General features: G+C 73.7%; 19 protein-coding genes. 11 read left to right on the top strand and 8 right to left on the bottom strand.

Annotated features, from left to right (window positions below; genetic code table 11):
• Positions 1-99 precede the first annotated feature (99 nt).
• Positions 100-1,149 (top strand): acyl-CoA desaturase, encoded by a 1,050-nt coding sequence (locus ABZ570_RS01950; protein WP_358055743.1) that lies wholly within the window; start codon positions 100-102, stop codon positions 1,147-1,149.
• A 220-nt stretch (positions 1,150-1,369) separates the two neighbouring features.
• Positions 1,370-2,569: an FHA domain-containing protein gene (locus tag ABZ570_RS01945; RefSeq protein WP_358055741.1), complete on the top strand. Its 1,200-nt coding sequence runs from the start codon at positions 1,370-1,372 to the stop codon at positions 2,567-2,569.
• 58 nt (positions 2,570-2,627) lie between these two features.
• On the opposite strand, the gene rocD is transcribed toward ABZ570_RS01945, so the two are convergent.
• The 3 genes from rocD to ABZ570_RS01930 all read right to left on the bottom strand — a co-directional run bounded on the left by rocD (position 2,628) and on the right by ABZ570_RS01930 (position 5,617).
• Positions 2,628-3,842, bottom strand: a complete 1,215-nt coding sequence (gene rocD / locus ABZ570_RS01940) for an ornithine--oxo-acid transaminase (RefSeq protein ID WP_358055966.1) — start codon at positions 3,840-3,842, stop codon at positions 2,628-2,630.
• Positions 3,842-4,657, bottom strand: coding sequence for a dimethylargininase (ddaH, locus tag ABZ570_RS01935; RefSeq protein ID WP_358055964.1), 816 nt, complete (start codon positions 4,655-4,657; stop codon positions 3,842-3,844). Before ddaH ends, rocD begins: the two co-directional genes overlap by 1 nt.
• A gap of 303 nt (positions 4,658-4,960) precedes the next feature.
• A complete protein-coding gene (locus tag ABZ570_RS01930; RefSeq protein WP_358055739.1) occupies positions 4,961-5,617 on the bottom strand; it encodes a thrombospondin in 657 nt (218 codons plus the stop codon).
• A gap of 138 nt (positions 5,618-5,755) precedes the next feature.
• Between ABZ570_RS01930 and ABZ570_RS01925 the strand changes: the two genes are divergently transcribed.
• Positions 5,756-6,565: a DNA-formamidopyrimidine glycosylase family protein gene (locus ABZ570_RS01925; RefSeq protein ID WP_358055737.1), complete on the top strand. Its 810-nt coding sequence runs from the start codon at positions 5,756-5,758 to the stop codon at positions 6,563-6,565.
• A 358-nt stretch (positions 6,566-6,923) separates the two neighbouring features.
• On the opposite strand, the gene ABZ570_RS01920 is transcribed toward ABZ570_RS01925, so the two are convergent.
• Entirely contained in the window at positions 6,924-8,306 is a 1,383-nt protein-coding gene (locus ABZ570_RS01920) for an FAD-dependent oxidoreductase (protein WP_358055735.1), read from the bottom strand.
• A 262-nt stretch (positions 8,307-8,568) separates the two neighbouring features.
• On the opposite strand from ABZ570_RS01920, the gene lysX reads away from it, so the two are divergent.
• The 5 genes from lysX (at position 8,569) to ABZ570_RS01895 (ending at position 16,428) form a co-directional block, all read left to right on the top strand.
• Entirely contained in the window at positions 8,569-11,901 is a 3,333-nt protein-coding gene (lysX, locus tag ABZ570_RS01915) for a bifunctional lysylphosphatidylglycerol synthetase/lysine--tRNA ligase LysX (protein ID WP_358055733.1), read from the top strand.
• Between the two features lie 69 nt (positions 11,902-11,970).
• Positions 11,971-12,264, top strand: a complete 294-nt coding sequence (locus tag ABZ570_RS01910) for a DUF6412 domain-containing protein (RefSeq protein WP_358055731.1) — start codon at positions 11,971-11,973, stop codon at positions 12,262-12,264.
• Between the two features lie 202 nt (positions 12,265-12,466).
• Entirely contained in the window at positions 12,467-13,189 is a 723-nt protein-coding gene (locus ABZ570_RS01905; protein ID WP_358055729.1) for a membrane protein insertase YidC, read from the top strand.
• Positions 13,190-13,265: 76 nt separating this feature from the next.
• Positions 13,266-14,681 carry a carbohydrate-binding protein gene (locus ABZ570_RS01900; RefSeq protein ID WP_358055727.1) on the top strand — a complete coding sequence of 472 codons (1,416 nt, stop codon included), beginning with the start codon at positions 13,266-13,268 and terminating at the stop codon, positions 14,679-14,681.
• Between the two features lie 187 nt (positions 14,682-14,868).
• Positions 14,869-16,428, top strand: a complete 1,560-nt coding sequence (locus ABZ570_RS01895) for a cellulose binding domain-containing protein (RefSeq protein WP_358055725.1) — start codon at positions 14,869-14,871, stop codon at positions 16,426-16,428.
• Between the two features lie 12 nt (positions 16,429-16,440).
• Here ABZ570_RS01895 and ABZ570_RS01890 read toward each other — a convergent pair whose 3' ends face one another.
• Positions 16,441-17,112 carry a DedA family protein gene (locus ABZ570_RS01890; RefSeq protein ID WP_358055723.1) on the bottom strand — a complete coding sequence of 224 codons (672 nt, stop codon included), beginning with the start codon at positions 17,110-17,112 and terminating at the stop codon, positions 16,441-16,443.
• 99 nt (positions 17,113-17,211) lie between these two features.
• Positions 17,212-17,811 carry a DUF1349 domain-containing protein gene (locus tag ABZ570_RS01885; protein ID WP_358055721.1) on the bottom strand — a complete coding sequence of 200 codons (600 nt, stop codon included), beginning with the start codon at positions 17,809-17,811 and terminating at the stop codon, positions 17,212-17,214.
• An 81-nt stretch (positions 17,812-17,892) separates the two neighbouring features.
• Between ABZ570_RS01885 and ABZ570_RS01880 the strand changes: the two genes are divergently transcribed.
• Positions 17,893-19,545, top strand: a complete 1,653-nt coding sequence (locus tag ABZ570_RS01880; RefSeq protein ID WP_358055719.1) for an alpha-amylase family protein — start codon at positions 17,893-17,895, stop codon at positions 19,543-19,545.
• A gap of 70 nt (positions 19,546-19,615) precedes the next feature.
• Positions 19,616-20,374, top strand: a complete 759-nt coding sequence (gene fabG, locus ABZ570_RS01875) for a 3-oxoacyl-ACP reductase FabG (protein WP_358055717.1) — start codon at positions 19,616-19,618, stop codon at positions 20,372-20,374.
• A 43-nt stretch (positions 20,375-20,417) separates the two neighbouring features.
• Here fabG and ABZ570_RS01870 read toward each other — a convergent pair whose 3' ends face one another.
• Both ABZ570_RS01870 and ABZ570_RS01865 read right to left on the bottom strand, forming a co-directional pair.
• Complete coding sequence (locus ABZ570_RS01870) at positions 20,418-20,834, bottom strand: hypothetical protein (RefSeq protein WP_358055715.1); 417 nt, start codon at positions 20,832-20,834, stop codon at positions 20,418-20,420.
• Positions 20,827-21,222 carry a hypothetical protein gene (locus ABZ570_RS01865; protein ID WP_358055713.1) on the bottom strand — a complete coding sequence of 132 codons (396 nt, stop codon included), beginning with the start codon at positions 21,220-21,222 and terminating at the stop codon, positions 20,827-20,829. Before ABZ570_RS01865 ends, ABZ570_RS01870 begins: the two co-directional genes overlap by 8 nt.
• Positions 21,223-21,396: 174 nt before the next feature.
• Between ABZ570_RS01865 and ABZ570_RS01860 the strand changes: the two genes are divergently transcribed.
• A partial coding sequence (locus ABZ570_RS01860; RefSeq protein WP_358055711.1) for a Gfo/Idh/MocA family oxidoreductase occupies positions 21,397-22,102 on the top strand: 706 nt, incomplete at its 3' end.

The raw sequence follows: 22,102 nt of genomic DNA, 5'->3' as shown, positions 1-22,102 counted from the left end.
GGGCTGGCGGGATTACTCGACGCAGTCGATCAAGGCATGCTTGGCTACGGAGAGTCGCGCAGTCGGCGTGGCGCACCGACCGAGGGGACGAGTACCCGCATGACCTCATCGACGTTGACGGCGCCACCGGCGCGGCGGGGCAGCGACTACGCTCGGCTGTCCCGCCGGGTCGCCGAGGCCGGGCTGTTCGCCCGCCGGCCGGGCTGGTACACGGCCCGGATCGGGCTCACCCTGGGCGCCTTCCTGGCCGGCTGGGCGGTGGTGGTCGCGGTCGGCGACTCCTGGGCGCAGGTGCTGCTGGCGGCCGGGATGGCGGTGGCCACCACCCAGGTGGCGTTCCTCGGGCACGACGCCGGCCACCGGCAGATGTTCCGCCGACGCGGCCCGAGCGAACTGGTCGGCCTGATCGCCGGCAACCTCGCCGTCGGGCTCAGCTACGGCTGGTGGGTGGACAAGCACAACCGGCACCACGCCAACCCGAACCACACCGACGAGGACCCGGACGTCGGGGCGGGCGCGCTGGTCTGGACGTACGAGCAGGCGGCGGCGACCCGGGGGGTGGGCCGGTGGCTGGCCCGGCGGCAGGCGTGGCTCTTCTTCCCGCTGCTCCTGCTTGAGGGGCTGGCGCTGCACGTGGCGAGCGTGCAGGCCCTGGCCGGCCGGGACGGCGGCCGGTGGCGTACCCCGGTGCGGCACCGGGCGGTCGAGGCGGTGCTGCTCGTCGCGCACGCCGTCGGTTACCTCGGCCTGCTCTTCGCGGTGATGTCGCCGGGGAAGGCCCTGCTCTTCGCCGCCGTCCACCAGGGGCTCTGGGGGCTCTACATGGGGTGCGCGTTCGCCCCGAACCACAAGGGCATGCCGATGCCGACCGCCGACGACGACCTGGACTTCCTGCGCAAGCAGGTGCTCACCTCGCGGAACGTGCGGGGCGGCCGGTTCGTGGACGTGGCGCTGGGCGCGTTGAACTACCAGATCGAGCACCATCTTTTCCCGAACATGCCCCGGGCCAACCTGCGCCGGGCCCGCCCGATCGTCCAGGCGTACTGCGCCGAGCAGGGCATCCCGTACGCCGAGACCGGGCTGATCGAGTCGTACCGGCAGGCCCTCGGGCACCTGCACGAGGTGGGCCGGCCGCTGCGTGCGGGGTGAGCCGGCCGGGCCGGGCGGAGGTGGTCGGCCGGGCCGGCGGTCAGCCTAGCCGCTCGCGCCGACCGGCGACGGTCGATTTCCGGCGTGCGTCGAACGGTCCCGGCCAGCGCTGCCGGTAGGGTCGGCGCATGGCAGACGTGCTCACCGCCGAGGCGGTGTGGGACGCGCCGGGTGGGCTGACCCCGACCCGGCGGATCGACGACATCGTCCGGAGCGCCGCATGAGATTCGAGATCAGCAAGGTGCTCGACGCCATCGAGGGGCGGGTCTGCACCGACCCCTCGCTGGCCCGGGCCGTGGTGGACCTGGCCGAGGTGATCCGCTGGCAGGACCTGGACGGCGGGCGGCCGGCCAGCCTGCTGCGGCTCGGCATGGTGATCGACGCCCTGTCCCGGCAACTGGAGGAGGACAGCGTCCCGGTCTACGCGATCGTGCACCGGGCCCTGCTCTCCGACGCCGACCTGACGTCCAACGAGCGGATGGTGGTCCGGCGCTGGGCCGACGACGGCCTGGTCGAGGTGCTGGACCATCCCGGCGACCGGATGCTGGAGGTGGCCGACCTGCTCGGGCTGCCGGTGCTCAGCCGGGTCCGCTTCGACGGGCTGGGCGGTCGCTACCCGTGGCTCGGCCAGGCCGGGCGGGTGCTCGCCCCGGTGCCCGGTGCCGGCGGACCGGTGTTCATCGCGCACGTCGGCGGCGGGCAGAGCCCGGCCTCCGGCAGCCGGTCCCCGGCCGGCGCGAAGCTGCTGACCCGGCAGTGGCGCTGCCCCGAGTCCGGGTGCGCGCTCTTCGGTGGCGGCGGAGGCGGTGGCGCCTTCGCCGACCTGGCCCGGGTGGACCGCGCCCCGGCCGGGCAGCCACCACCCTCCCTGCGTAACGGGGCGCCGACCTGCCCCCGGCACGGCACCCGCCTGAGCGATGCCGGGCCGCGGTCGCGTACCGAGGTGCTGGCGGTCCGGATCGGCGGGCTGGTCCGGCGGCGCTTCGCGCTGACCGAGGCCCAGCCGGTGCTGGTCGGGCGGGCGCCCGACTCCTCCGGCGGGATCGTGCTCGGCCAGTGGCTCAACGACGAGGCGCGGCGCTGGATCAGCCGCAGCCACGTCCGGTTCGAGCTGCGGGCGCCCGCTTCAGGTCGCGGCGCGGCGTCAGACGGGCCGAGCTGGAGCGGTCGAGGCGAGGTGATCGTCACCGACACCAGCACCAACGGCTCGGGCGTACGCCCCGGTGGTTCGATGGCGGAGCCCGACCGGATCGCGCTGGCCCCGCAGCAGTCCCGGGTGCTGGGCCAGGGCGACATCGTCGAGCTCTACCCGGGCGTGCAGGTGGGCCGCGCCGACGAGCTGCTCAGCGACGCGAAGTTCAGCCCCACCTCGGTGATGGCCGAGGCCCCCACCATGGCCATGCGGCTGCCGCGCCCCTGAGACCGACGCCGAAGGGCGCCGGGACCGTCGCGGTCCCGGCGCCCTTCTGCGTACGGGGTCAGCCGGCCAGGACGGCGGCGAGCTGGGCCACCGCGTGGTCGATCTCCGCTTCGGTGATCACCAGCGGCGGGGCGAGCCGGATGGTCGAGCCGTGCGTGTCCTTGGCCAGGACGCCCCGCTCCATCAGCCGCTCGCAGGCCTCCCGGCCGGTCATCAGCGCCGGGTCGATGTCGAGGCCGGCCCAGAGGCCGCGGCCCCGGACGGCGACCAGGCCCTTGCCGATCAGGCCGCGCAGGCCGGCGTGCAGCCGCTCGCCCAGCTCGGCCGAGCGCCGCTGGAACTCGCCGGTGGCCAGCAGCCGGACCACCTCGGTGGCGACGGCGCAGGCCAGCGGGTTGCCGCCGAACGTCGAGCCGTGCTGGCCCGGCTTGAGCACGCCGAGCACGTCCGAGTTCGCGGCCACCGCGGAGACCGGCACGATGCCGCCGCCGAGCGCCTTGCCCAGCAGGTACATGTCCGGGACGACGCCCTCGTGGTCGCAGGCGAACGTCGCGCCGGTACGCCCCAGACCCGACTGGATCTCGTCGGCGATGAAGAGCACGTTGTGCTCCGTGCAGGCCCGGCGGACACCCGGCAGGTAGTCCTCCGGCGGCACCACGACGCCCTGCTCGCCCTGGATCGGCTCGAGCAGCACGGCGACGGTGTTCTCGTCGATCGCGGCGGTCAGCGCGTCCAGGTCGCCGTAGGGGACGACCGTGAAGCCCGGGGTGTACGGCCCGAAGTCGGCGCGGGCGTCCTCGTCGGTGGAGAAGCTGACGATGGTGGTGGTCCGGCCGTGGAAGTTGCCCTCGGCGACCACGATGTTCGCCTGGCCCGGCGCGACGCCCTTGACCTGGTAGCCCCATTTGCGGGCGACCTTGATGCCGGTCTCCACCGCCTCGGCGCCGGTGTTCATCGGCAGCACCAGGTCCTTGCCGCAGAGCGCGGCCAACTCCCGGCAGAAGTCGGCGAACTGGTCGTGGATGAACGCGCGGCTGGTCAGCGTGAGCCGGTCGAGCTGCGCGTGCGCGGCCTCGATCAGCTTCGGGTGCCGGTGGCCGAAGTTCAGCGCCGAGTAGCCGGCCAGGCAGTCCAGGTAGCGCCGGCCGTCCACGTCGGTCAGCCAGGCGCCCTCGGCGGACGAGATCACCACGGGCAGCGGGTGGTAGTTGTGCGCGGTGTGGCGCTCCGCGTCCCGCACCGCGGACGGTGTCCGCAGCATGTCGTCGATGATCACTTGACTGCCTTTCCCTGACGGAGTCGCAACGTGCAGCACTTCGGGCCGCCGCCGGCCTTGCGCAGCTCGGACAGGTCGATCCCGATGGTCTGGTAGCCCCGGTCGCGCAGCTTGGCGGCGAGATCGGTGGCCTGGGCGGGGAGCACCACGTGTCGGCCGTCGCTGACCGCGTTCAGCCCCAGCACCTCGGCGTCGGCCATGGTGGCGTGGACCGCGTCCGGGAAGAGCCGGCGCAGCACGGCCCGGCTGCCCGGCGAGAACGCCTCCGGCAGGTACGCGACGGTCCGCTCGTCCAGCACGGTGAGCGCGGTGTCCAGGTGGTAGAAGCGCGGGTCCACCAGCTGCATGGTGATCACCGGGTAGCCGAAGACCTCCTGCAGCTGGGCGTGCGAGGCGTGCGCGGTGCGGAACCCGGTGCCGGCGAGCAGGCGGTCGCCGACCAGGAGGATGTCGCCCTCGCCCTCGTTGACGTGCTTCGGGTCGTACATCTCGAAACCGGCGGCCTCGAACCAGGCCCGGTAGGCGGGGGCCTCGTCGGCGCGCTGCGGATCGCGGAACTGCACCGCCATCGCCTTGCCGTCGATCACCGTGCCGCCGTTGGCGGCGAAGACCATGTCCGGCAGGCCGGCGACCGGGTCGATCAGCTCGACCTCGTGGCCCAGGTCGACGTACGTCTGGCGGAGCTGCTCCCACTGCCGGATCGCCAGGTCGGCGTCGACCGGGGCGGTGGGGTCCATCCACGGGTTGATCGCGTAGTCGACGGCGAAGTACGTCGGCCGGCACATCAGAAAGCGCTGGCGGGTGGCGTCCATCGTCATGTCGTGCTCCAAGGGGTCGGGCGCGCCCGGCCACCGTCGGCCCACGGGCTGGCGCCGTGGTCCAACGGTATGCGGCGGGGGCGGCGACATCCACCGTGAGAAGTTGCGTACGGCGTCTGATCGTTGCGTCTGGCCCGCTTGAGGCAACGGATCGTTGCGTGTACGCGGGCCGGCCACCCGGGGAAACAATTCGGGGGCGGCGAACCGCCGCCCCCGATGAGAGAGGGTGCCCGGCTGGTGAACCACCAGAGCTGATCGGGCGTGCCGGCGCTGCGCCGGCGAGCGGGGCAGTGCCCGTCAGAACAGAGCGGCAAACTGTGAATCAAGCCACTCCCGCAACCGGCCGACCCAGTCGCCGTCGGTGGTCGGCCAGTCGAACTGGCCGGTCATCGCCACGATCCCGAGCACCACCGCGGCGAGGCCGACCACCACGCCGATCAGCGCGTCGGTCTTGCCGGCCACGTGCCGGCGGCGGGTGGCGACCAGGCCGAGCACGGCGAGGACCGCGCCGATCGCGCCGAGCCCGATGCCGTACCCGGCGAGCGTGCCGGTCAGCACGAACAGCGCGCCGACCACCGACACGATCAGGCCGAGGGTGGCCAGCAGGCTGGCCCGGGGCTTCGGGCCGAGGGCCACCGGAGCGCTGCCGTCGTCGACGTCGGAACGGTCCAGCGGCCGGTCCGGCCGGCCGTCCCGGTCCAGGTCGACGGTGCGTTCGAGGGCCGGGTCCGGGTCGACCCCGGGGCGGGCCCGGGCAGCCTCCGCGCCGAGGGGCCGGCCGGTGGCCGCCCGCGCCGCCGCGGCTCGCTCCGCGGCCCGCCGCTCCGCGTCGGTGGCCACCGGCCGGCCGTCCACCCCGTCCGCGACGGCGTCCCGGTCGCGGCCGTCGACGGACCCGTCGCCGTTCACGTCCTGACTTCGCGCCGGTCCGTTCCGGCGGGACAGAATCCTCACTTCGACACCTCCTGATCTCCGGCGCGGAGACCGCGCGTGACTCCCAGGACGTACCCCGCCGTCGACGAGTCGACACCCGTCGACGTGCCGGGAGGGTGCCGGGCCGGCGCCGGCGGTGGCCGGGCTACCGTTGCCGGCGTGCCAGAGGGACACACCATCCACCGCCTGGCGGCCCGGCACGCCGAGCTGTTCGCCGGCGACAAGGTGCACGTCGCCAGCCCACAGGGCCGCTTCGCCGCGGGTGCGGCCCGGCTCACCGGCAGCGTCCTCGACGGCACCGAGGCGTACGGCAAGCACCTGCTGCACCACTACGCCGGCGAGCTGATCCTGCACGTGCACCTCGGGCTGTACGGCAAGTTCGCCGACGGGCCGGGTGAGCCGCCGCCCCCGGTCGGGCAGGTGCGACTCCGGCTGTCGTCCGACCGGCACTGGCTGGACCTGCGCGGCCCGACCGCCTGCGAGCTGCTCACCCCGCCCGAGGTGGCGGCGCTGCGCGACCGGCTCGGCCCGGACCCGCTGCGCGCCGACGCCGACCCGGACCGGGCGTACGCGCGGATCCGGCGCAGCGGCGCTCCGCTGGCGGCACTGCTGCTGGACCAGTCCGTGGTGGCCGGCACCGGCCTCATCTTCGTGACCGAGGCGCTGTTCCGGGCCGGGCTGCCGCCCACCCGGCCCGGCCGGGAGCTGACCCCGGCCGACTGGGCGAACCTCTGGGCGGACCTGGTCGAGCTGATGACCCTCGCCGTGCGGAACGGCCGGATCGACACCGTACGCCCGGCCCACCTGCCCGAGGCGATGGGCCGCCCGCCCCGGGTCGACCGGCACGGCGGCGAGGTGTACGTCTACCGCCGCTCCGGCGCGCCCTGCCACGTCTGCGGCGCCGACATCAGCCGCGGCGACCTGGCCGGCCGCAACCTCTACTGGTGCCCCACCTGCCAGGGGCGGTAAGGAAGGGCCCCTTCCTGACGCCTGCGGTAGAGAAGGGTGCCCTGCTCCCGCGTAGCCCGCCGGCCCGCGCGGCGGCCAGCCCGGCGAGCACGGCGCCCTCGCCAGCAGCCAGCACGGCGACCCACCACTGCTGATCCTGGCTGAACGGGCCGTCGGGCGCCGCACGCAGGAGGCCATGGCACACCCGTTGCCAGCGTCCGCTGGCCAGCAGGTGCCGCACCGTCGACGGCGTCAACTCCGCCGTCGCCTGCGTCCAGGTCAGGATCCCCGACTGCGTGAACAACAGCCACTCCAGCTCCGGCGCGTCGTCCTTCGGCAGTCGCACCGGTCAAGCACAGCCGAAGAGCGACAGGCGCCCTTACCGGCGGCCGGTGCCGGCGAGGGCGTCGACGGCCTTGCGGGCGGCGATCAGCACCGGATCCCAGACCGGGGCGTACGGCGGGGCGTAGCCGAGGTCCAGCGCGGTCATCTCGTCGACCGTCATGCCGTTCCACAGCGCCACGGCCAGGGCGTCGATCCGCTTGGCCGCCTCGGACCAGCCGACGATCTGCGCCCCGAGCAGCCGGCCGCCGGGCCGCTCGGCGATCAGCTTGACCGTCATCGGCCGGGCGCCCGGGTAGTAGCCGGCCCGGTTGGTCGACTCGGCGATCACCGAGACGAACTCGAAGCCGGCTGCCAGAGCGTCGCGTTCCCGCAGGCCGGTCCGCCCCACCTCCAGGTCGCAGACCTTGGTCACGGCGGTGCCGATGACCCCGGGGAACGTCGCGTACCCGCCCCCGATGTTGATTCCGACGACCCGGCCCTGCTTGTTGGCGTGGGTGCCGAGCGGCATGTTTACCGGCATGCCGCCGACCCGGTGCAGGGTCTCCACGCAGTCGCCGGCCGCCCAGACACCGGGTACCCCGGGCACCCGCATCCGCCGGTCGGTGCGGACCCCGCCGGTGGGGCCGAGCGGCAGGCCGGCGGCCTCGGCGAGCGCGGTGTTCGGGCGTACGCCGAGACCGAGCACCACGACGTCGGCGGGGATCGGCCCCTCCGGGGTGACCACCGCGGCGATCCGGCCGTCCCGCTCCCGCAGGTCGGTGACGCTCAGGCCGGTACGGATCCCGATGCCGATCCCCCGCATCGCGTCGGAGACCAGCTCGGCCATGTCCGGGTCCACGGTGGACATCGGCTGGTCGGCCTGTTCGAGCAGGTCGACCGAGAGCCCGCGCTGGAGCAGCGCCTCGGCCATCTCCACGCCGATGTAGCCGCCGCCGACCACCACCGCGCGGCGGGGCCGGGGCTCGCGTTCCAGCCAGTCCAGCAGGGCCGTGCCGTCGTCGAGGGTCTGCACGCCGAACACCCCGGCGACGCCGGCGCACGCCCAGTCGGGCCGTACCGGCGTCGCGCCGGTGGCGTACACCAGGGCGTCGTAGCGCTCGCGGACCTGGCCGCCGCCGGCCAGGTCGCGGGCAACCACCTCGTGGCGGTCCAGGTCGATGGCGATGACCTCGTGCCGCAGCCGTACGTCGATGGCGAACTTCTCCCGAAAGGTGGCCGGGTCGCGGGCGATGAGCCGGTCCCGCTCCGGCACCACACCGCTGATCCAGTACGGGATGCCGCAGGCGGAGTACGAGGTGAAGTGGCCCCGCTCGAAGACGACGATCTCCAGGTCGGCCCGGTCACGGCGGCGTCGGGCCTGGGACGCTGCCGCCATCCCAGCCGCGTCCCCACCGATGACGATCAGCCGCTCCGCCACGGGACCAATCCTGTCACGCGAAGATCCGTTGCGGGCCCGGTCAGCCGCGTGTCTGCCGGGCCACGTCCGCGACCACGTCGGCCAGCCGGCCGGTACGCCCGAACACCGCCCGCTGCCGCGCCGCGCTGCGGTGAACGGCGGCCGGGTGCGGGGAGCCGTGCGGTGCGGAAGCCGAGCGCGTCCGGGCCGGGGCGGAGGCGGCGTGCCTACGATGGGGCCGGCCGACGCCCGTGCGTCGCCGCCGGCAGCGAGGGAGGCCACAGTGACCCCGAGCAGCACGTCGGAGAGGATGACCGAGGCCCGGCGGACCGGTCGGGACTGGCGTGAGCAGGTGCCGCGGGGCTTCGCCACCCTGCTGTGGGTGGTCGCGGTGGTGTGCGCGCTGGCGGCGCTGAGCAGTGCCCTCCGCGCCGACATCCAGCCGGTCCGCACCGCGATCGACGTGCTGCTGGTGCCCGCGCCGGCCAACCTGGCGTACGCGGTGTTCCTCGGCACCCTGGCGTCGGCGGTGCTGCGGCGCAAGCGGCTGGCGTACTGGGTGCTGGTGGCGTACTTCAGCCTCACCCTGGTGGTCGGCGTGCTGGCCGGGGTGCTGCTGCTGGTGTTCGGCAGCAACCGGCTCAACGCCGCCGCCGGGCAGCGGCTCTTCAGCATGCTGGAGACGGTCGGGGTGTGGGTCGGGATCGCCTTCGCCAGTGCCGCGCTGGCCCTGCTGCTCGCCGCCCGCCAGGAGTTCTACGCCCGGGTACGCAGCGGCAGCACCTGGCGGGCCCTCGGCGTCTTCCTCGGCCTGGCGGCGGTCTCGGTGGGGCTCGGTTACCTGCTGCTGCTGGCCGAGCCGGGCAGCCTGCACACCTGGTCGGACCGGCTCGGGTACGCGGCGGAGAAGGTGTTCGGTGGCGCGGTCACGCTCGACGTGACCCGCCGGGGCCAGGCGCCCGGCTGGGTCAACCTGCTGCTCGGCGGCTTCGGCGCGATCGCCTTCGTCACCGGGCTGTTCACCCTGGTCCGCTCCCAGCGCGCGAACGCCGTGCTGCATCCCGACGAGGAGCAGCGGATCCGCGAGCTGCTCGCCCGCTTCGGCGAGCGGGACTCGCTCGGCTACTTCGCCACCCGTCGGGACAAGGCGGCGGTCTTCTCGCCGAGCGGCAAGGCGGCGATCACCTACCGGGTGGTCAACGGGGTCAGCCTGGCCAGCGGCGATCCGATCGGCGATCCGGAGGCGTGGGGCCCGGCCATCGAGGCGTGGCTCGGCCAGGCCCGCGCGTACGCCTGGATCCCGGCGGTGATGGGCACCAGCGAGGCCGGGGCCCGGGCGTACCAGCGGTTCGGGTTGAAGGTGCTGCACCTGGGCGACGAGGCGATCCTGCTGACCCGCGAGTTCGACCTGGACGGGCGGGACATGCGGCCGGTACGGCAGGCGGTGCACCGGGTGGAGCGTGCCGGCTACGCCGCCCGGGTGCGGCGGCACGCCGAGATCCCGCCGGAGGAGCTGTCCCGGCTGGCCGGCCTGGCCAGCGCCTGGCGGGACACCGAGAACGAGCGGGGCTTCTCGATGGCGTTGGGGCGGCTCGGCGACCCGGCCGACGGCGACTGCGTGCTGGTCGACGCCCGGGACGCGCAGGGCCGGGTGCGGGCGTTGCTGTCGCTCAGCCCGTGGGGCGCGAGCGGGCTCTCGCTGGACCTGATGCGCCGGGACCGGGCGGCCGAGAACGGGGTCACCGAGTTCATGGTGGCCGCGCTGCTGGGCGCCGCTCCCCGGCTGGGCGTCGAGCGGGTGTCGCTGAACTTCGCGGTGTTCCGCTCGGTCTTCGAGCAGGGCGCGCGGATCGGGGCCGGCCCGGTGATCCGGATGTGGCGGCACACCCTGCTCTTCTTCTCCCGCTGGTGGCAGCTGGAGTCGCTCTACCTGTCCAACGCCAAGTACCAGCCGCACTGGCTGCCCCGCTACCTCTGCTTCGCGGAGCGCCGCGAGCTGGCCCGGGTGGGTATCGCGGCGGCGGCCGCCGAGGGCTTCCTGGCCCTGCCGGGCGGCCAGCCGACCCCGCTGTACGGGGTGCCGCGGGCCGGCGGCGGGGTGCGCTTCGTGCCGCCGGCCACCGCGACGGTCCGGGCCGTCCCGCCCGAGCCGGCCCCGGCCGGGCGACCGGAGCAGATCCGGGTCCGGCTGGCCAAGCTCGACCGGCTGCGCGCCGCGGGGATCGACCCGTACCCGGTGGGCTATCCGCGTACCACGAGCTGCGCGGCTGTGCGGGAGCGGCACGCCGGGCTGGCCCCGGACACCGGGACGGGGGAGACCGTGGCGGTGGCCGGCCGGGTGCTGCTGGTCCGCGACCACGGCGGGGTGCTGTTCGCCACCGTCCGCGACGGCAGCGGCGACCTCCAGCTGATGCTGGAGCACGACCTGGGCAGGTGGCGGGCCACCGTCGACATCGGCGACCACGTCGGCGCCACCGGCGAGGTCTACGCGACGAGGCACGGCGAGGTGTCGGTGCGGGTCGCCGAGTGGCGGCTCACCGCCAAGTGCCTGCGCCCGCTGCCGGACAAGCACCACGGGTTGGCCGACCCGGAGGCCCGGGTCCGGCAGCGCTATCTGGACCTGGCCGTCGGTGACGACGCCCGGGAGCTGCTGCGGGCGCGGGGGGCGGCCCTGCACAGCCTGCGCTCGTCGCTCGCCGGGCGGGGCTTCCTGGAGGTGGAGACACCGATCCTGCAGCGGGTGCACGGGGGCGCCAACGCCCGCCCGTTCGTCACCCACAGCAACGCGTACGACCTGCGACTCAGCCTGCGGATCGCACCGGAGCTCTACCTGAAGCGGTTGGCCGTGGGCGGGGTCGAGCGGGTGTACGAGCTGGGCCGGGCGTTCCGTAACGAGGGCGTCGACCACCGCCACAACCCGGAGTTCACCGTGCTGGAGGCGTACCAGGCGTACGCCGACTACCACGACATGCGGACGCTGGCCCGGGAGCTGATCGTGGCGACGGCGGTCGCGGTGCACGGCACCCCGACGGCCCGCCGTCCCGGCGGCGAGCTGGTCGACATCGGCGGTGAGTGGCCGGTGCGGACGGTCCACGAGGCGATCTCCGCCGCGCTGGGCGAGGAGGTCACCGCCGACACCGACCTGGCGGCGCTGGGCAAGCTCTGCGACGCCGCCGGGGTGCCGTACGACCCGCGCCGGGGGCGCGGCGCGGTGCTGCTGGAGCTGTACGAGCGGCTGGTCGAGACGCGCACCGACGGGCCCACGTTCTACCTGGACTTCCCGACCGAGGTGTCCCCGCTGACCCGCCAGCACCGGCACGACCCGCGGCTGGCCGAGCGGTGGGATTTGGTGGCGTTCGGGATGGAGCTGGGCACCGCGTACACCGAGCTGGTCGACCCGACCGAGCAGCGGCGCCGGCTCACCGAGCAGTCGTTGCGGGCGGCCGGTGGCGACCCGGAGGCGATGGAGCTGGACGAGGACTTCCTCACCGCGTTGGAGTACGCGATGCCGCCCACCGGCGGTCTCGGCCTCGGCGTGGACCGGCTGATGATGCTGCTGACCGGCCGCTCCATCCGCGAGACCCTGCCCTTCCCCCTGGTCCGCGAATCCTCCTGACCCGTCGGCCCAGGGGCGGTCGGGCGCGAGGGCCGGGGCGGCGTGACAGCGGGTTCTAGGCTGGGCGGCGTGCCGGGCGTGCTGGGGGCGGTGACGGGGGCGTGGGCGTACGCGCTCGCCCAGCTCACCGTGCTCGCGGACCATCCGGCGGCGCTGCTCGCCGGTGCGGCGGTGGCCGCCACGCTGCTGCTGGCCGTACTGCTCGCCGCCCGGGTCCGGGTGCTGCCCGACCGGCCCGGCGGCCGGCAGGCCACCGCCCTGCGCGCCCGTGCCCGGCACCGCCGGGTGCCCCGGCAGGTCGACCCCGACGCCGCCGGCCGGCCCCGCCCCCGAGCGCCCGGCCTGCGCCCCTCGGCCGCGTAGCGCCCGTCCGTCCCCGTCCGGCACGGGTGGCCGCCCGTCCCCGTCCGGCACGGGTGGCCGTCCGTCCCCGTCCGGCACGGGTGGCCGCCCGTCCCCGTCCGGCACGGATCCGCCATCGCCGCGCGGCCGATTCCGTCGTCATCCGTCCCGCCGGGACACGTCGTCCCGTCGGGGCATCCGGAATCGGACCGAGGGGTTCCCCATGCTCGCCTTCGCACCACTGCACACCGCGGCGTCCGTCGCCGCCACCGTCGTCACCTGGCTCGCCGACACGCTGGCCCCGCTGACCGGCGGGGCCGCCACGGCCGCCGCGATCGTCCTGTTCACCGTCGGGGTCCGGCTGCTGATCTCGCCGCTCACCCTGGCGCAGGTCCGCGGGGAGCGGCGCCGCGCGGCGCTCGCCCCCGAGGTCCGCGACCTGCAGCGGCGGTACGCCGACGACCCCGCCCGCCTGCAGAGTGAACTGTTCGCGCTCTACCGGCGGGCCGGAGCCAGCCCGGTCGCGGGCTGTCTCCCGGCGCTGTTACAGGCACCGTTCTTCCTGGTCATGTACCGCGCCTTCGCCACCGGGGACACCGGTCTGCTCGATGCGCGGCTCGCCGGCGTACCCCTGGGCTGGCACCTCGGCGACGGGCTCGCCGGCCCGGTGGTGGCGGTCTTCGGGGTGCTGCTGGCGGCGTTGCTGGCGTTGGCCTGGTGGTCGTCGCGGCGGGCCCGGCGGGCAGCCGCCGCCGGTGCGCCCACCGACGGGCCGGCCGCGGCCGCGCTGGGCCGGCTGGTGCCGCTGCTGCCGTACACGACGGTGCTGGTGGCGCTGGTGGTGCCGCTGGCGGCGGTGCTCTACCTGGTCATCAGCACCGCGTGGACCGCCCTGGAGCAGGCCGTCCTGCGCCGGCCGCAGCCGGCAGGCATCGACGAACGTTGACAAGTGTGGGGGCGGGGCGTACAAATCGCACCAAGAGAGCGCTCTCTCGCCCCGTTTCCCGCAGAGAGGCATTCCGATGAACCCTGTTCCGGCGGCGCCCGCCGCCCCATCCGCCGTGCGCCGGTCGCGCCGGCGGCTCTCCCTGGCGGCGGCCGTGCTCGCCACCACCACTGCGCTGGCCGCCGCGTCGATGACCGCCCACGCCGCCGTCCCGCCGCCCCCCTCCGGTTGGAGCCTGGTGTGGAGCGACGACTTCACCGGCGCGGCCGGCACCCTGCCCTCGTCCGCCAACTGGATCATCGACACCGGCACCAGCTACCCGGGCGGCCCGGCCAACTGGGGCACCGGCGAGATCCAGACGTACACCTCGAGCACCGCCAACCTCAGCCAGGACGGCGCCGGCAACCTGCGGATCACCCCGCTCCGCGACGGTTCCGGCCGGTGGACCTCGGCCCGGATCGAGACCGTCCGGACCGACTTCAAGCCGCCGGCCGGGGGCGTCCTCGCCCTAGAGGGCCGGATCCAGATGCCGAACGTCACCGGTGCGGAGGCCGCCGGCTACTGGCCGGCGTTCTGGGCGCTCGGCTCGCCCTACCGGGGCAACTACCAGAACTGGCCGGGGATCGGCGAGTTCGACGTGATGGAGAACGTCAACGGGATCAACTCGGTGTGGGGGGTGCTGCACTGCGGCGTCGCCCCCGGCGGCCCGTGCAACGAGTTCAACGGCATCGGTAACTCCCGGGCCTGCCCGGGCAGCACCTGCCAGTCGGCGTTCCACACCTACCGCTTCGAGTGGGACGCCTCGATCAGCCCCCAGCAGCTCCGCTGGTACGTGGACGGCCAGCTCTTCCACACCGTCAGCCAGACCCAGGTCGGCGAGCCGTACTGGGGACAGATGACCAACCACGGCGGCTACTTCCTGCTGCTCAACGTGGCCATGGGCGGCGGCTTCCCGAACGGGGTGGCCGGCTACGCCACACCGACCTCCGCCACGGTCTCCGGCCGGCCGATGCTGGTCGACTACGTGGCCGTCTACGCCCGGGGCGGCGGCAACCCGCCACCGACCACCCCGCCACCGGGCGGCGGGGTGGACGCGTACTCGACGATCCAGGCCGAGGCGTTCAACGCCCAGAACGGGGTGCAGGTGGAGACGTGCGCCGAGGGCGGCCAGAACATCGGCTGGCTGAGCAACGGTGACTGGGCCCGCTACGACAACGTGGACTTCGGCGCCACCCCGCCGAAGGATTTCCTGGCCCGGGTGGCCTCCGGCGCGTCGGCCGGGGTGAGCGGGCTGGTCGAGGTCCGGCTGGACAGCCCCGGCAACCCACCGATCGGCAGCTTCGCGATCGCCAACACCGGCGGCTGGCAGAGCTGGCGCTCGGTGCCCGGCAACGTCAGCCCGGTGACCGGCCGGCACACCGTCTACCTGACCTTCTCCAGCGGCCAGGGCGCCGACTTCGTCAACGTCAACTGGTTCACCTTCCGCCGCTGATCGCAAGGAAGGGCCCCTTCTTAACGCCTGGTGCATAGGAAGGGGCCCTTCCTAACGCTCGGGCACCTCTGGACAGAAACAGTTAACAGTCTTAATAATAGAGGCTGACGTCGACGGTCGTGAATGTCTTGCCAGGTCGGCCCGGGCCCGGCCGGCACCGCCACCACAACGGTCCCTGGAGGACGCCGTGAGACTCCGTTCCACCCGCGTGGCGACGTTCGCCGCCGCGCTCGCCGCCGCCCTGGTCGCGGCCACCGTCGTGGCCGCGCCACCCGCCTCCGCCGCCACCGCCACCTTCGTCCGCGTCACCAGCTGGGGCAGCGGGTACGAGGCGAAGTTCACCGTCAAGAACGACACTTCGACCAGCATCACCTCGTGGAACGTCCAGTTCGACCTGCCCGCCGGCAGCACCGTCGGCGCGTTCTGGGACGCCGTGCTGACCGCCTCCGGCCAGCACGTCACCGCGGTCAACCAGTCCTGGAACGGCACCCTCGCGCCGGGCGCCAGCACCACCTTCGGCTTCAACGTGAACGGCACCGGCGACCCGACCAACTGCACCGTCAACGGCGGCCCGTGCGGCGGTGGCGGCGGCAACCCGGGGGCACCGGCCACCCCGGGCGGGCTGCGGGTCACCGGCACCACCAACACATCGGTCTCGCTCGCCTGGAACGCCGTCTCCGGCACGGTCACCGGCTACCGGGTGTACGAGGGCACCAGCGTGAAGGCCACCGTCACCGGCACCTCGGCGACCGTCTCCGGCCTGGCCGCCTGCTCGGCGCACAGCTACACGGTCACCGCGTACAACGGCAGCGGGGAGTCGGCGAAGTCGGCGGCCGTGTCGGCCACCACCACGGGCTGCACCGGCGGCGGTGGCGCGATGGCCGCCGCGCCCTACCTCTACCCGGGCTGGGGCGACCCGCCCGCGCCGTCGACCGTGATGAACGCGACCGGCATCAAGTGGTTCACCATCGCGTTCGTGCTCTCCGGCGGCGGCTGCACGCCGGCCTGGGACGGCAACGGCCCGCTCACCGGCGGCACGCACGCCAACACCATCGCCGCGATCCGGGCGGCCGGTGGTGACGTGATCCCGTCCTTCGGCGGGTGGAGCGGCAACAAGCTCGGCCCGAACTGCTCCTCGGCCAGTGCGCTGGCCGGCGCGTACCAGCAGGTCATCAACGCGTACGGGCTGAAGGCCATCGACATCGACATCGAGAACACCGACGAGTTCGAGAACGAGGTGGTGCAGGACCGGATCCTCGGCGCCCTGAAGATCGTCAAGCAGAACAACCCCGGCATCAAGACGATCGTCACCATCGGCACCACCACCTCCGGCCCGTCCTGGTGGGGCACCCGGCTGATCAACCAGGCCGCCGCGCTCGGCGCCAACATCGACGTCTTCACCATCATGCCGTTCGACTTCGGCGGCGGGACGAACATGTACCAGAGCACCGTCAACGCGGCCGAGGGCCTGAAGAACGCACTGAAGACGGCGTTCGGCTGGTCCGACGCCACCGCGTACGCCCACATGGGGATCTCCGGCATGAACGGCCTCTCCGACCAGCAGGAGCTGACCTCCCCGGCCACCTGGACGCAGATCCGGGACTGGGCCAAGGCCCGCGGGCTGGCCCGGTTCACCTTCTGGTCGGTGAACCGGGACCGGCCCTGCCCGGGCGGGGGCGTGGTCTCCAACTGCTCCGGCATCGCCCAGAACACCTGGGAGTTCACCTCGATCACGGCGCGGTACTGAGCGGCGCCGCGGTCAGCGGCCGGCGGTCACCGACCGCCGGCCGCGCCGCGCCCGACGGCGGCGGACCTTCTTCGTCACCCAGCTCGCGATCACGATGCCGAAGACCGCGAAGATCGCGTAGTTGAACCAGCTGCTGTACTGGTCGACCTGCTCCCAGCGGGAGCCGAGGCCGAAACCGAGCCCGACGATCAACCCGTTCCAGGCCCCGCTGCCCAGCGTGGTGAGCAGCAGGAACTCGCCCAGCGGCAGCCGGTTGGCGCCGGCCGGGACGGACACCAGGCTGCGCACCACCGGTACCAGCCGGCCGACCAGCACCGCCCACCGGCCGTACCGCTCGAACCAACGGTCGGCCTTCTCCAGGTCGTGCCGGTCCACCAGCGGGACGTGGTCCAGCCAGCGCTTCAGCCGGTCCTCGCCGAGCGCCGCGCCGAGCCAGTACAGCACCACCGCGCCGAGCAGCGAGCCGGCCGTCGCGGCGAGCACGATCAGCACCACGCTGAACCGGCCCTGGGCGCAGAGGTAACCCGCCATCGCCAGCACGATCTCGCTCGGGATCGGCGGAACGACGTTCTCCAGGGCCACCAGCAGCGCCACCCCGAGCGCCCCCAGCGAGTCGATGACGCCCGCCACCCACCCGGTCAGCCCGGTGAACTGATGCGGGTCGACGTGCTGGGCGAGGGCCATGGGCGTCCTTTCGGAAGATGCCGGGGGATCCACAACCGGTACCCCCGCGGCGGCCGGCCACACCTGCCGGTGGCCGGCCCCACCGGGCGTCGGCCCGCCTCAGCCCTCCGGGTGCAGCGCCGCGTCCGCCGGCCCGCGCCGCCAGCCGGTGAACCGGACCACCAGGCCGCCGCGGCTGGGCGAGCAGCAGTACGGCCCGGCCGACGCCTCGGCCGCCGGGTCCAGCGGGGCCAGCCGGACCAGCCGCCACGGCTCACCGTCCACCCGGGCGCGGACGGTCAGCGCCTCCCCGGCCCGGCTGACCCGGACCGTCACCTCCCGCCCCGACCAGTCCGGCACCGGGGCGACCGACCAGTCCGACAGCTCGTCGGTGACCACCGCGCCGACCTGCGGGAGGCCGTCGCTGATCTCCACCCCGGCCTTGGTCCACCGCCGGTCGTCCACCCGCACCAGCACCCCGGCCTGGTCGAACTGCGCGGTGTAGTCGAGCCGGAAGCCGACCTCCACGGCGCTGCCCACCGGGAACGGTGCCAGCAGCGCCGACCCGTCGTCGTGTACGAAGCCGTAGCTGGTCCGTCGCCAGAAGTCGCTGCCTTCGCGCGGCCGCACCAGCAGGCCGTCACCGGACTCCTCGGCCCGTTCCGGCGGGTTCAACCAGCTGCCGGTGGACCAGTGCACGGGATGGGTGTCGGGGCTCATGCCGGCACCGTACCGGCGGCTGCCGCGCCGGCGGGACCGGGCGGGTTTGCCGGAACGGCGCAGGGGAGAAGTAATCCGGGTATGGGCGACAGGTGGTACCAGGAGGCGGTCGTCTACTGCCTCGACATCGACACGTTCGCGGACTCCAACGGTGACGGGGTGGGTGACATCCGCGGCCTCATCGGTCGCCTGGACTACCTGGCCCGGCTCGGGGTGACCTGCCTGTGGCTGCATCCGATCCACCCGTCGCCGAGGCGGGACGGCGGCTACGACGTCACCGACTTCTACAACGTGGACCCGCGCCTGGGCACCCTCGGCGACTTCGCCGAGCTGTTGCACCAGGCACAGAACCGGGGCATCCACGTGATCATCGACCTGGTGGTGAACCACACCTCGGACGAGCACCCCTGGTTCCAGTCCGCCCGCTCCTCGCCCGACTCGCCGTACCGGAACTGGTACGTGTGGAGCGAGGAGGAGCCGCCGGACCGGTACCAGGGCATGGTCTTCCCCGGCGAGCAGAACGAGACCTGGAGTTACGACCGCACCGCGAAGGCCTGGTACTACCACCGCTTCTACAAGTTCCAGCCGGACCTGAACATCACCAACCCGGAGGTCCGGGCCGAGATCAAGAAGATCATGTCGTTCTGGCTCCAGCTCGGCGTCTCCGGCTTCCGGATGGACGCGGTGCCCTTCATCATCGAGTCGACCGAACCGGGCAACCCGAACTCGCCCAAGGACCTGGAGTTCCTCACCGAGCTGCGCCAGCACGTGCAGTGGCGACGCGGCGACGCCGTCCTGCTGGCCGAGGCGAACGTCGAGCCGGACCAACTCCCGGTCTACTTCGGCGACAGCGGCGGATCGGCCAACCGGATCCACATGCTCTTCGACTTCATGCTCAACGGGCGGCTGATGCTCGCCCTGGCCCGGCAGGACCCGGAGCCGGTGATCGAGGCGCTGCGGGACACTCCGGCGCTGCCCGAGGGCGGGCAGTGGGCCACCTTCCTGCGCAACCACGACGAGATCGACCTGTCCCGGCTCACCGCCGAGCAGCGCAACCAGGTGTACGAGCAGTTCGGCCCGGACGAGGACATGCGCCTCTACGGCCGGGGCATCCGCCGCCGGCTCGCCCCGATGCTCGGCAACGACCGCCGGCGCATCGAGCTGGCGTACGCGCTGCAGTTCTCGCTGCGCGGCACGCCGGTGCTGCGCTACGGCGAGGAGATCGGCATGGGCGAGGACCTGTCGCTGCCCGGCCGGGAGGCGATCCGTACCCCGATGCAGTGGTCGTACAAGGAGAACGGGGGATTCTCCACGGCGGAGCCGGAGAAGCTGGTCCGCCCGGTGGTCGACAAGGGCGAGTACGGCTACCAGAAGGTCAACGTGACCGCCCAGCGCCGGGACCCGAGGTCGCTGCTGGGCTGGTTCGAGCGGATGATCCGTACGCTCCGGGAGGCCCCGGAGATCGGCTCGGGCAGCACCACCCACATCGACGTGCCGATGCCGCCCGGGGTGCTCGCGCACCGGGCCGACGGGCCGACCGGGACGATGGCCTTCCTGCACAATCTCGGCACCGAGGACGTCGAGGTGGACCTGAGCATGCTCGCCCCCGAGGCGGACCTGCCGATCGACGTGCTGACCGACCGGAACTACGAGGAGGTCGGCAAGCTGGACCGCCTCAAGCTCGCCGGCTACGGGTACCGGTGGATCCGGGTCTGCCGGGGCAAGGACATGTGACGACGGGATCACCGCCGCGTACCCCTGGGTTAAGCTCCTTCGATCGAGCCCAAGTTACCGGGAGGTAATCATGTCGGAGGAGCCCCGCGTCGCCATCGTGACCGGAGCCGCGCGCGGCATCGGCGCGGCCACCGCCCGCCGGCTGGCCGCCGACGGCATGGCCGTCGCCGTGGTCGACATCGAGGAGGCGGCGACCAAGGACACCGTGGACGGCATCGCCGCCGCCGGCGGCCGGGCACTCGGGGTCGGCGCCGACGTCTCCGACCGGGCTCAGGTGGAGGCCGCCGTCGAGCGGGTGGCCGCCGAGCTGGGGGCGCCGACCGTGCTGGTCAACAACGCCGGGGTGCTCCGCGACAACCTGCTCTTCAAGATGACCGACGCCGACTGGGACACGGTGATGGGCGTGCACCTGCGCGGCGCGTTCCTGTTCAGCCAGGCCGCCCAGCGGCACATGGTCGAGCGGGAGTGGGGCCGGATCGTCAACCTCTCCAGCACCTCGGCGCTGGGCAACCGGGGCCAGGCGAACTACTCCGCCGCCAAGGCCGGCCTGCAGGGCTTCACCAAGACCCTGGCCATCGAGCTGGGCCCGTTCGGGGTGACCGTCAACGCGGTCGCGCCCGGCTTCATCGTCACCGACATGACCGCGGCCACCGCGGCCCGGATGAAGGTCGACTTCGCCGCGCTGCAGCAGCACGCCGCGGCCGAGATCCCGGTCCGCCGCACCGGCCGCCCCGAGGACGTCGCGCACACCATCTCGTTCCTGGTCAGCGAGGGCGCGTCGTTCGTCTCCGGCCAGGTCATCTACGTCGCCGGCGGCCCCAAGGACTGACCCGTACCGTCGTCCCGCCCGGCCGCCGCCGGGCGGGACGCGATCAGTCGGCGTCGCGGCGGGTGCGCCAGAGCCAGTAGAGGCCGAGCACCGGCAGGACCAGCGGGATGTAGCCGTAGCCGCTGCCGAACCCGGACCAGACCGTCTCGTCCGGGAAGAGCGCCTTGTCGGCCACGCTGAGGATGCCCACCGCGACCACCCCGACCAGTTCGACCGAGCAGCAGGCCAGCGCGACCCGGCGGCCGGTGTGCCCGGCCCGGGCCAGCCCGACCGCGGCCACGATGTAGATCAGCGCGGCCACCGCGGAGAGCAGGTACGCCACCGGCGCCTCGTCGAACCTGGTGGCGATCTGCAGGCCCGCCCGCGAGGTCGCGGCGATGGCGAAGAGGATGTAGACCGCGATCAGCAGCCGCCCCGGCCCCCGGTTCGTCGTGCGCTCGGGCACCCGGGTCTCAGCCACCGACGACCTCCCAGGTCTGCTGCAGGCGGACCACCACGACCGGGGTGACCAGGCAGACCGCGCAGACGATGGCCGAGCCCCAGCGGGTCGGCTCCATCCGGGCCAGCACCCAGGCCAGCGGCGGCAGGCAGACCAGCGTCACCAGGTAGCCGAAGAAGGCGCCCGGCTCGCCCGGCCGCTCACCGCCGCCCAGCGCGACCAGGGCCAGCGCGGCAAGCGCGAGCAGCGCCGCCTCCAGCAGAGCCAGCCCGGCGAACTGGAGCCGGTCCGGGGCCCGGTGGCGCAGCGCCGCCACCAGCGCCCAGATCGCGAGTACGAGCGACAGCACGATCGCGAAGGTCGCGAGGATCCCATCCACCGGCGAGCCGGCCGCAGCGGCGCTGGTCATCGACGCCCTCCCGGCGCAGTCCGAGTCACCGGCACAGACTACTAAGCGTCGTAGTAACGACTGTCGCCCGGCTCTCCCGTCCGGTCGAGGCGCGCGATACGGACCGGACGACTAGCGTGGGATCACGACCACGGGCGTACGCCGTGGCGGACGACGAAGGCGGGGGGACTCGTGCTGCGGTTCGGCTTGTTCGGCACCGGTCACTGGGCGGCGGAGACGCACGCCGCGGCCATCGACGCCCACCCGCAGGCCGAGCTGGCCGGGGTCTGGGGCCGGGATCCGGAGAAGGTCGGCGCGCTGGCCGCCCGGCACGGCGTACCGGCCTTCGGCGACGTCGACGAGCTGCTCGGCGCCTGCGACGCGATCGCCGTCGCGCTGCCGCCGGACGTGCAGGCGGAGATCGCCGTCCGGGCCGCCGCCGCCGGGCGGCACCTGCTGCTGGACAAGCCGCTGGCGCTGAGCCTCGCCGAGGCCGACCGGGTGGTCGCCGCCGCCCAGGCGTCCGGGGTGGCCTCGGTGGTCTTCTTCACCCAGCGGTTCCACCCGAACGTCACCGGCTTCCTCGCCTCGACCGCGGCGGCCGGCGGTTGGCAGCACGCCCGGGCGACCATGTTCGCCTCCATCTACCAGCCCGGAAACCCGTACGGGAACTCGCCGTGGCGACGGGAGCGGGGCGCGCTCTGGGACGTCGGCCCGCACGCGCTGTCGCTGATCCTGCCGGTGCTGGGCCGGGTCACCCGGGTGGCCGCGATGGACGGCCCGAGCGGGCTGGTGCACCTGCTGCTCACCCACGACGGGGGCGCCACCAGCACGCTCTCGCTCACCCTGGACGCGCCGGCCGAGGCGGTCACCCGGGATTTCGTCTTCTTCGGCGAGAACG

It is taken from the genome of Micromonospora sp. NPDC007271 (genome assembly GCF_040634005.1).
Taxonomy (GTDB): domain Bacteria; phylum Actinomycetota; class Actinomycetes; order Mycobacteriales; family Micromonosporaceae; genus Micromonospora.
This window is presented reverse-complemented; position numbering and strand designations above follow the sequence as displayed.